This window comes from Solicola agrisoli (genome assembly GCF_049059935.1).
GTDB lineage: Bacteria > Actinomycetota > Actinomycetes > Propionibacteriales > Nocardioidaceae > JAURVT01.
On record NZ_JBMGQR010000109.1, the window covers coordinates 1 to 9,995 of the forward strand.

General features: G+C 72.8%; 8 protein-coding genes. 4 read left to right on the forward strand and 4 right to left on the reverse strand.

The annotated features are described in order from the left end of the window. On the reverse strand, positions 1-974 hold a 974-nt coding region (locus ACI6PP_RS21885; RefSeq protein ID WP_421113838.1), incomplete at its 3' end, for a multidrug effflux MFS transporter. 139 nt (positions 975-1,113) lie between these two features. Between ACI6PP_RS21885 and ACI6PP_RS21890 the strand changes: the two genes are divergently transcribed. The 4 genes from ACI6PP_RS21890 to rarD are packed head-to-tail and all read left to right on the forward strand — an operon-like array spanning position 1,114 to position 5,808. Then, positions 1,114-2,988 carry a 2-oxoacid:acceptor oxidoreductase subunit alpha gene (locus tag ACI6PP_RS21890; protein WP_421113839.1) on the forward strand — a complete coding sequence of 625 codons (1,875 nt, stop codon included), beginning with the start codon at positions 1,114-1,116 and terminating at the stop codon, positions 2,986-2,988. Further along, a complete protein-coding gene (locus ACI6PP_RS21895) occupies positions 2,985-4,070 on the forward strand; it encodes a 2-oxoacid:ferredoxin oxidoreductase subunit beta (protein ID WP_421113841.1) in 1,086 nt (361 codons plus the stop codon). Before ACI6PP_RS21890 ends, ACI6PP_RS21895 begins: the two co-directional genes overlap by 4 nt. Positions 4,071-4,099: 29 nt before the next feature. Further along, positions 4,100-4,861, forward strand: a complete 762-nt coding sequence (locus ACI6PP_RS21900; RefSeq protein ID WP_421113843.1) for a DUF427 domain-containing protein — start codon at positions 4,100-4,102, stop codon at positions 4,859-4,861. 38 nt (positions 4,862-4,899) lie between these two features. Next, positions 4,900-5,808, forward strand: a complete 909-nt coding sequence (rarD, locus tag ACI6PP_RS21905; protein WP_421113844.1) for an EamA family transporter RarD — start codon at positions 4,900-4,902, stop codon at positions 5,806-5,808. Positions 5,809-5,913: 105 nt separating this feature from the next. Here rarD and ACI6PP_RS21910 read toward each other — a convergent pair whose 3' ends face one another. From ACI6PP_RS21910 to ACI6PP_RS21920, 3 genes are all read right to left on the reverse strand, one after another. Continuing rightward, positions 5,914-8,649: an ATP-binding SpoIIE family protein phosphatase gene (locus ACI6PP_RS21910; RefSeq protein ID WP_421113845.1), complete on the reverse strand. Its 2,736-nt coding sequence runs from the start codon at positions 8,647-8,649 to the stop codon at positions 5,914-5,916. A 67-nt stretch (positions 8,650-8,716) separates the two neighbouring features. Further along, on the reverse strand, positions 8,717-8,896 hold the full coding sequence (locus tag ACI6PP_RS21915) for a hypothetical protein (RefSeq protein ID WP_421113846.1): 180 nt from the start codon (positions 8,894-8,896) through the stop codon (positions 8,717-8,719). 178 nt (positions 8,897-9,074) lie between these two features. Further along, the coding region (locus ACI6PP_RS21920; protein ID WP_421113847.1) for a polyprenyl synthetase family protein at positions 9,075-9,995 on the reverse strand (921 nt) is incomplete at its 5' end.

The window sequence follows — 9,995 nt, forward strand, 5'->3', positions numbered from 1 at the left end:
GTCACCGCGACGAGCGCGACGCCGGCGGCCACGCCCGCGATCGTCGACCACGACAGGATCTGCAGCGGCGTGAACCGGTCGAGCAGCACCGGGTTGAGCTGGGAGAAGACCACCAGCACCAGCGCGTTGGCGCCGAACACGAAGCCGAAGGTGCGCTCGCTCAGGCCGTAGACGTCCTGCAGCACGAACGAGGCGCCCGAGACGTAGGCGAAGATCGCGGCGAACATCAGGCCCGCGGTCAGCACCAGCGCGACGAACGTGCGGTCGCGCAGCAGCGAGCCGTAGGTCGAGACCGTGCTGCGCACGTGCAGCGGACGACGTCGCGACGGGGGCAGGCTCTCGTCCAGGAACAGACCGGCGACGAGGACCAGGACGGCCGCGGCCGCGCCGAGCACCCAGAAGATCCCGCGCCAGGTCGTGAAGCCCAGGATCAGCCCGCCGAACGTGGGGGCGAGCACGGGCGCGACGCCGATGACGAGCACGAGGCGCGAGAGCATCCGTGCGGCGGCCGAGCCCTCGAACAGGTCGCGCACCATCGCCATCGCGGTGACGGCGAGCGCGGCACCGGCGAGGCCCTGCACGACGCGGGCGGTGGTGAGCAGCGCCAGGCTCGGGGCGAGCGCGCACGCCACCGACATGACGACGTGCAGCACCAGGCCCGACAGCATCACGCGACGCCGGCCGTAGGCGTCCGACACCGGACCGAGCACGAGCTGTCCGAGCGCGAGCCCGGCGAGCATCGCGGTGAGCGTCACCTGCGCCCCGGCCTGGCTCGCGCCGAGGTCGTCGGCCAGCGCGGGCAGCGCCGGCAGGTACATGTCGATGCTGAGCGGGCCGATCGCGATGACGGCGCCGAGCACCAGCACGAGCTGGACGTAGCGGCGCCCCACCGGTGCCACCGCGGCGTCCGGTCGTGCGCTGGTCACGGGGTCGGCGACGGGCGCGTCGACGGAGGTCGCGGGCTCGGGCGTCATGGTTGCAGTCAACCGCCGGTGTCGACCGGTTTGTTCCCCCGGGCCGACGGTCCGGTGCCCACGACGTGACCCACGCCACGCCGAACCGCCCCATCTCGCATAGCCTGACGCAGACGCAGTCCCGAGCGCAGGAGGTCGTGTGGTCAAGCAGGTCGAGCAGCTGGACCGCGTCGTGATCCGCTTCGCCGGCGACTCCGGCGACGGCATGCAGCTCACGGGCGACCGCTTCACCCAGGAGACGGCGGCGTTCGGCAACGACCTGTCGACTCTGCCCAACTTCCCCGCCGAGATCCGCGCGCCCGCCGGCACGCTGCCGGGCGTCTCGTCGTTCCAGCTGCACTTCGCCGACCACGCGGTGCTGACGCCGGGCGACCGTCCCGACGTCCTCGTCGCGATGAACCCCGCCGCCCTGCGCGCCAACCTCGCCGACCTGCGCGCCGGCGGCACGCTCATCGTCGACAGCCACGACTTCACCCGGCGCAACCTCGCCCGCGCCGGCTACGACCACGACCCGCTCGAGGGCGACGAGCTGGCGTCGTACCAGGTGCACGCGCTCGACCTGACGGGCCTCGCGACGGGCGCCGTCGACGGGTTCGGCCTGTCGCGCAAGGACGCGAGCCGCACCAAGAACATGTTCGCGCTCGGCCTGCTGTCGTGGATGTACGGCCGCCCCGTCGAGGGCACGATCGAGTACGTCCAGAACCGGTTCGCGTCCAAGCCCGACGTCGCGAGCGCCAACATCGCGTCGTTCCGGGCGGGCTGGAACTACGGCGAGACCACCGAGGCGTTCGCGGTCTCGTACGAGGTCGCGCCCGCGCCGATGCCCCCCGGCCGCTACCGCAACATCACCGGCAACCTGGCGCTCGCGTACGGCATCGTCGCCGCCGGGCGGCTGTCCGGGCTGCCGGTGTTCCTGGGCGCCTACCCGATCACCCCGGCCAGCGACGTCCTGCACGAGCTGTCGAGACACAAGTCGTTCGGCGTCACCACGTTCCAGGCCGAGGACGAGATCGCGGGCGTCGGCGCGGCCCTCGGCGCCGCGTATGGCGGGCACCTCGCGTTCTCGAGCACCTCGGGGCCGGGCGTCGCGCTCAAGAGCGAGACCATCGGGCTGGCCGTCATGCTCGAGGTGCCGCTCGTCGTCGTCGACGTGCAGCGCGGCGGCCCGTCCACCGGCCTGCCCACCAAGACCGAGCAGGCCGACCTGCTGCAGGCGATGTTCGGACGCAACGGCGAGGCGCCCGTCCCGGTCGTGGCGCCGTCGTCGCCGTCGGACTGCTTCGACGCCGCTATCGAGGCCGCCCGCATCGCCGTCACCCACCGCACGCCGGTGATGCTGCTGTCGGACGGGTACCTCGCCAACGGCTCCGAACCCTGGCACGTCCCCGACGTCGACGACCTGCCGCGCATCGACCCCGCGTTCGCCGACGGGCCCAACACCCCCGAGGGGTTCGCGCCGTACGCCCGCGACCCCGAGACGCTCGCTCGTCCGTGGGCACCGCCGGGCGTCGCCGGGCTGGAGCACCGCATCGGCGGCATCGAGAAGTCCGACCTCAGCGGCGACATCTCCTACGACCCCGAGAACCACGACCTGATGGTCCGCACCCGCCAGGCCAAGGTCGACGCCGTCGCGGCGTCCATCCCGCCCACCGAGGTCGACGACCCCACGGGCGACGCGCGCATCCTCGTCCTCGGCTGGGGGTCCACCAAGGGACCGATCGCCGCGGGCATCCGGCTCGCGCGGGCCGAGGGCACCGCGGTCGCGCAGGCGCACGTCCGCCACCTCAACCCGCTGCCGCCCGACCTCGGCGACCTGCTGCGCGCCTACGAGCGCGTCGTCGTCCCCGAGATGAACCTCGGCCAGCTGTCGATGCTGCTGCGCGCGAAGTACCTCGTCGACGTCCGCGGCCACGACAAGGTGCGCGGCATGCCGTTCGGCGCCGACGAGCTGGCCCAGGTGATCTCCGAGCACGCGCTCGACCTGGCGCACCACGACGAGGAGGAGGCCCGATGACCACCGACCTGCCCATGCCCACGCTCGCCCGCGACGGCCTCGACGGCGTGCCCACCACCGACGCCGAGCAGAACCGCAAGGAGTTCACCTCGGACCAGGAGGTGCGCTGGTGCCCCGGCTGCGGCGACTACGCCGTGCTCGCCGCGGTGCAGGGCTTCCTGCCCGAGCTCGGTCTGCGCCGCGAGAACATCTGCTTCGTCTCGGGCATCGGCTGCTCGAGCCGCTTCCCGTACTACCTCGACACCTACGGCCTGCACTCCATCCACGGACGCGCGCCGGCGATCGCGACGGGCCTGGCCACCGCGCGTCCCGACCTGTCGGTCTGGGTGGTGACGGGCGACGGCGACGCGCTGTCCATCGGCGGCAACCACCTCGTCCACGCGCTGCGACGCAACGTCAACCTGACGATCCTGCTGTTCAACAACCGCATCTACGGCCTCACCAAGGGCCAGTACTCCCCCACGTCCGAGATCGGGCTGGTCACCAAGTCCACCCCGATGGGCTCGGTCGACACGCCGTTCAACCCCGTCAGCCTGGCGCTGGGCGCCGAGGCGACGTTCGTCGCGCGCACCGTCGACTCCGACCGCAAGCACCTGACGTCGGTGCTGCGCGAGGCGGCCGCGCACCGCGGTGCGTCGCTGGTGGAGATCTACCAGAACTGCCCGATCTTCAACGACGGCGCGTTCGACGCCGTCAAGGACGCCGGCACGCGCGACGAGGCGATCATCCCGCTGGTGCAGGGCGAGCCCATCCGCTTCGGCGCCGGGGGCCGTCACGGCGTGGTGCGCTCGGCGACGGGCGGCGTCGAGGTCGTCGACGTGCCGGACGACGCCGACGACGCGTGGCTGTCGCGGCTGCTCGTGCACGACGCGCACGCCGACGACCCCACCCAGGCGTTCGCGCTGTCGCGTCTCACCGACGCGGGCCACCTCGAGCGCGCGCCCGTCGGCATCTTCCGCCAGGTCGAGCGGCCGACGTACGACGACCTCGCGCGCCAGCAGGTCGAGACCGCCGTCGGCACCAGCGGCCCCGGCGACCTCCAGTCGCTCCTCGACGGCCCCGACACCTGGACGGTGTTGTAGCCGCGCGCGCCCAGGTGTTCGATGGGGTCATGTCCGTCGAGCTGACCTCGCACCTGCGGTCCGTCGCGCGCGAGCTGCGCCACGAGCCCACCCCCAAGCGCGTCCGCGCCTACTCCGGCGGCGAGCTCGTGCTCGACTCGCGCCGCGCCCGTCTGGTCTGGGAGCCGCGGCACGTCGTCGCGCTCTACGCGGTGCCCGCCGACGACCTCGCCGGCTCCGCGGCGAGCGACCGGCCGGTGGAGCCGGCGCCCGACGGTCACGGGCCGGTGTTCCCGAACGTCCCCTTCGCCGCGCACACCGCCACGGGCAGGCCGCTCGACCTCCTCGCCGGTGGCACGACCCTCGCGGGCGCCGGTTTCGCGCTCGACGACCTCGACGGCTACGTGCTCGTCGACTGGGACGCGCCCGACGAGTGGCGCGAGGAGGACGACGTCGTCGTCGGCCACCCCCGCGACCCGTTCCACCGCGTCGACGTGCGTCAGGGCTCGGACGAGGTGGTGGTGACGCACGACGGCGTCGAGCTCGCACGGTCCACGCGTCCCAGGCTCGTCTTCGAGACGCAGTTCCCCACCCAGCACTACCTGCCCGCCGCCGACGTGCGCACCGACCTGCTGACGTCGACCGACACGTCCACCACCTGCGCCTACAAGGGCGTCGCGTCGTACCTCGCTCACGACGGTCTGGCCGACGTCGCCTGGGGCTACGCGCACCCGTTCCCCGACGCGGCCGACCTCGCCGACACCTGGTGCTTCGACGGCTCCAAGGTCGACGTGACGGTCACCCCGGCCTGACCGACGGGCCCGTCGCCCCCCGGGCGTAGTCTGCGCCGGTGGACGAGTCGCGCCGGGGTTTCCTGTTCGGCGTCGGCGCCTACCTGTGCTGGGGCCTGTTCCCGCTCTACTGGCCGCTGCTCGAGCCCGCCGGTGCCGTCGAGGCGCTGTCGCACCGCGTCGTGTGGTCGCTGGTGTTCGTGGTCGTCCTGGTCACGGCGGTCCACCGCTGGAGCCTGCTGCGCGCGGTGCTGCGCCAGCCGCGCAAACTGCTGCTGGTCCTCGTCGCGTCGGTGGTGATCGCCTTCAACTGGGGCGGGTTCATCTGGGGCGTCAACAACGGCTATGTCATCGAGGTCTCGCTCGGGTACTTCATCAACCCGCTGGTGACGATCCTCATCGGGGTGGTCGTGCTCCAGGAGCGGCTGCGCCCGGTGCAGTGGGCGGCGCTCGCCCTGGCGTTCCTGGCGGTCGTCGGGCTCACCGTCGACTACGGACGTCCGCCGTGGCTCGCGCTGCTGGTGGCGTTCTCGTTCGGCACGTACGGGCTGATGAAGAAGAAGCTCGACCTCGGCGCCACCGAGGGGCTGGCCCTGGAGACGATGCTGCTCGCCCCCGTCGCGCTGGGCTACCTGGTCTGGCTGCACCTGACGGGCGACGGCACCTTCGGCTCCGAGGGTCTGCCCCACGCGCTGCTCCTGGTGGGCACCGGGCTCGTCACCGCCGTGCCGCTGCTGATGTTCGGCGCCGCCGCCACGCGCGTCAGCCTGACGACGATCGGGCTGCTGCAGTACATCGCCCCGACGCTGCAGTTCGTCCTGGGTCTCGTCGTCTTCGGCGAGGACATGACGCCGACCCGCTGGCTCGGCTTCGCGCTGGTCTGGACCGCGCTGGCCATCATCACCACCGAGGCCGTGGTCAACCGGCGTCGGGTGCTGCGCCACGCCGCCGAGGCCGCCACCGCCTGACCGCGATCCGCCGATCCGCGGCTACCCGTCCGCCGACCCGCGTCGCACCGACCGACGGATCGGTAGCCGTGGATCGGCGGATCGCGGGTGGGTGGGTGGGGGCAGTCAGTGGGTCTGGGGGTCGTGCACCCGGCGGCCCTCGGCGGTGACCCCGCGGACGACGAGCTCGGCTCGCACGATCGTGCCCTCGGCGGTGCTCATGATCGACAGGTCGTCGCTGATGGCGCGCACGAGGTAGAGCCCGCGTCCGCGCTCGCTGTCCATGCCGGGCAGCCGGCGGCCGAGGTCGTCGATGCTGGCGACACCGGGGCCGTCGTCGGACACCTCGACGACCACGCGGCCGGTCTGCATCTGCACGCTCATCGTGACGACGCCGCGCGCGACGGAGGCGGCGTTGGCGAGCAGCTCGGCGGCCACGAGGACCGCGTCGTCGGACTCCACCTGGTGCGCCATCAGCCAGGTGCCGAGCTCGCGACGCATGGTGCGCACGCCCTCGGGCTCGGGCGGCTCGAGGCGCCAGCGACGGTCGGTCTCGACGGCGGTCTGGCGGGTGCGGCGCAGCACCAGCGCGAGGGTGTCGTCGCGACGGTCGGCGCCGGCCAGCGAGCGGCGGACGAGCTCGTCGGCGTAGTGCTGGGAGGGCATGTGCGAGACCTCGGCGGCCACCCGCACGAGCGAGTCCATGCCCTCGATGATGTCCTTGCGCGCCTCGATCAGGCCGTCGGTGTACAGCACCACCGAGTCGTGCACCTCGAGGGTGATCGTGGCGACGTTGTCGCTGCCGACGCCCGGCCAGCCGATCGCACCGCCGGTGGCGGCGAGCTGGGTGACCTCGCCGCGCGAGCCCACCACCAGGGCCGGCGGGTGGCCGCCGGAGACGACCTGCAGGCGGCCGGTGCGGGGGTCGTACCGCGCCACGACGACCGTGGCCACGAGCTCGGAGTCCTGCGCCCCCAGCAGCTCGTCGGTGCGGCGCACCACGTCGACGAGCTCGGTGCCGTCGAGCGCGACGAACCGCAGCATGTGCATGACGGTGAGCGCGTCCTTGGTCGCGGTGACGCCGTGCCCGAGCACGTCGACGACCGCGACGTGCAGCTCACCCGACGGCAGCTCGTGCCAGTCGAACAGGTCACCGCCGGTGGGCGAGGCGGGGTCGGAGGCGACGTAGGCCACCGCGATGTCGGCACCCTCGACGGCGGGAGGCTCGGGTGCGACGGCCTGCTGGAGGTGGTCGACGACGAGCCGCTGCGCCGCCTGCGCCTCGACGAGGGCGCGGAACTGCTCGCGCAGCTCCTCGTACTCCTCGGCGGGGGTGACGTCGCGCGCGACGACGACGAGCGTCTGGCGCCCGTGCGAGTCGGTGCCCGACGTGGCCGAGCACGACAGCCGTCCCTGCTCGCCCGCGGCGGTGGTGATGAGGATCTCGCGCGGCAGCGACGGCATCGACACCCAGTTGGTGAAGTCGACCGGCCGGCCCGCCGCGGTGCGGGCGCCGAGCACCCGCATGACGTCGCGGCGTCCCTTGAGGTCGGTCTGGGGGAAGCCGGTGATGCGCTCGCACGCGTCGTTCCAGGTGAGCAGGCTGCCGTCGTCGGCGAGGGTGAAGATGCCGTCCGAGGTGGTGCTGATGATCTGGTTGAGCGTGCGCTCCTGGTCGATCACGCTCTCGAGCAGCCGGCCGCGGGCCAGCGTGTGCCCCGTCTCGCGGGCCAACGCCTCCAGGACGGCCAGCTCGGCCTGCCCGGTGCCCTCGAAGCCCACCTGGTCGAAGACCACGAGCGCACCGGTGGGCTCGCCCTTCTCGTCGACCATCGGGGCGCTGCTGCTCTCGCGCCACCCGGCGTCGGCGAGCGCGGAGGCCAGGTGCCCGGTCTCACCGGCTCGCAGCCGGATCGGCCCGGTCTCGACCGCGAGCAGCCGCTCGATCGCGCTGGCGACCCGGTCGGGACGCTGCGGTCCGTCGGTGCCGGGGACGTCGTCGGTGCCGCTCACGTAGGTCACGACCCCGTCGTCCTGGCGGAGCACCAGGGCCGCGGCGCCGCTGTCGAAGCTCGTGCGGACCTCGGCCAGGTAGGCGTGGACGCCGTCGAGCGGGTTGATCGGCCGGGAGAGCTTCTCCGCGGCCGCCCGGAGCCCGGACAGCCGGCGACCGTCGGTCTGCGCCGCCGCGTACTGGCGCAGGACGTAGTGCAGGAGCACCAGCGGCGCCGGGAAGAGCACGGTCGCGGCGGGGTGTCCCTTGGCCGCCAGGACGAAGAGCAGGCCGAACAGCAGGTTGACCGAGAAGCTGAGCAGCGTCGTGCCCAGCACCGGACGCAGCCCGGCGAGCGCGCGACGGACCGGCAGGTCCTCGGCCACGGACCGCACGCCCGTGGTAGCCGCGACGTTGACGACGTTGACCACCAGGATCGTCAGCACGAAGACGCCGAGCGAGCGCAGCGAGAGGAAGGGGCCCTGCAGCAGGCGGTCGGCCACCAGGCTCCCGGCCGCCGCGGCCAGCATCCACTGGCCGGTGTTGAAGGCGGCCTTGACCGGCTGGGTCCGGCGGAAGACCGCGCACCCGAGCTGGACGACGCCGACCACCGAGACGACGACCACCATGGGGAACGCGAAGATCAGCGGTGCCAGCAGCGCGTCGAAGAGGGTCAGCGCGTCGACCGACGAGCGCCGCCGGAACCGCACCCGCAGCAGCTCGGCCGCGACGAGCCCGACGGCGAGGACGGGGAGCGTCTCGAGGGGCAGGCTGAACGGCGGCTGCGCGTCGAGGTAGAGGCCGATGCCGATGACGACGGCGGTGAACGCGTAGACGGCTGCGATGTAGACCCGCAGCCGCTGTTGCATGCGTGTGGCTGTCACGGCTCACCGCCGGCAGCAGCCACGGTCGGACCGACCGGTCCGACCCGGTGGGTCAGTCCCAGCTCCAGCCGTTGGTGCGGACCGTGCCCGACTTGGCGGGGGCCGACGTGGTGGTGGACTTGGTGGTCGTCGTCTCGTTCGAGGCGTCGGCGCCCGAGGCGGCAACGGTGGTGAACATGAGCGTCGAGGCGGCGAGGGCCGAGGCAGCAAGGCCGGTCGCGAGGCGCTTCATCATGTGTACTCCATCAGATTCTGGGTAACCCGGACCCCCGTTCGGGGCACAACGAGTCCCAGAATAGGCCCAAGTGGGCCATGCTGAGAACCCTCTCAGGACTACGAAACGGTCACCGTCGTGTGTCTTCGACCCGGTTCGGGCGAATCGTCCGGGCACCAGCCCGCACGGGTGCGCGTCAGCCGAGGCGGGTGACCACGAGGTCGCAAAGCGACGCGAACGCGCGCCGTGCCGGCACGTCGTCCAGCGCGTCGAGCATCGCGCGGGCCTCGTCGGCCTCTCGACGGACGAAGGCGCGGGCCTCGTCGACGCAGGAGTGGGCGCGCAGCAGCGCCAGCGCCTCGTCGACCTCGGCGTCGTCGGTGATCGGGCGGGCGAGCAGCGACAGCAGGCGCGCGTCGGCCGGGTCGGTGGACCGCTGGGCGAACAGCGTGGGCAGCGTCGGGACGCCCTCGCGGAGGTCGGTGCCGGGCGTCTTGCCCGAGTCGCCCTCGTCGGACGCGATGTCGATGACGTCGTCGCTCAGCTGGAAGGCGGTGCCGATCTTCTCGCCGAAGCGCGTGATCAGGTGCTCGACCTCGGGCGACGCGCCCGACATGCGGGCGCCGAACAGCGCCGCGGTGGCGATGAGCGAGCCGGTCTTGTCGGCCACGACGTCGAGGTAGTGCGCCAGCGGGTCGTCGCCGTCGGCCGGGCCGAGGGTCTCGCGGATCTGCCCCTGCACGAGGCGCGAGAACGTGGCGGCCTGGATGCGGACGGCGTCGGGGCCGAGGTCGGCGACCACGGTGGAGGCGCCGGCGAACAGGTAGTCGCCGATGAGGATCGCGATCGAGTTGTCCCAGCGGGCGTTGGCCGTGGGGGCTCCGCGCCGGAGCGACGCCTCGTCCATGACGTCGTCGTGGTACAGCGTGGCGAGGTGCGTCAGCTCGACGACGACCGCGGCGGGCACGACGTCGGGCGCCGTGGGGTCGCCGAGCTCGGCGGCGAGCAGGACGACGATCGGACGGAACCGCTTGCCGCCGGCCCGCAGCAGGTGCGCGGCCGCCTCGCTGACGAAGCGCTGGTCGGTCTCGGTGGCGGCGCCGAGCTGCTTCTCGAC

Excerpts from the sequence above, each read along its gene's own strand:
- ACI6PP_RS21910 (WP_421113845.1), bottom strand. The coding sequence starts at position 8,649 with ATGCAACAGCGGCTGCGGGTCTACATCGCAGCCGTCTACGCGTTCACC.
- ACI6PP_RS21895 (WP_421113841.1), top strand. The coding sequence starts at position 2,985 with ATGACCACCGACCTGCCCATGCCCACGCTCGCCCGCGACGGCCTCGAC.
- ACI6PP_RS21915 (WP_421113846.1), bottom strand. The coding sequence starts at position 8,896 with ATGAAGCGCCTCGCGACCGGCCTTGCTGCCTCGGCCCTCGCCGCCTCG.
- ACI6PP_RS21900 (WP_421113843.1), top strand. The coding sequence starts at position 4,100 with ATGTCCGTCGAGCTGACCTCGCACCTGCGGTCCGTCGCGCGCGAGCTG.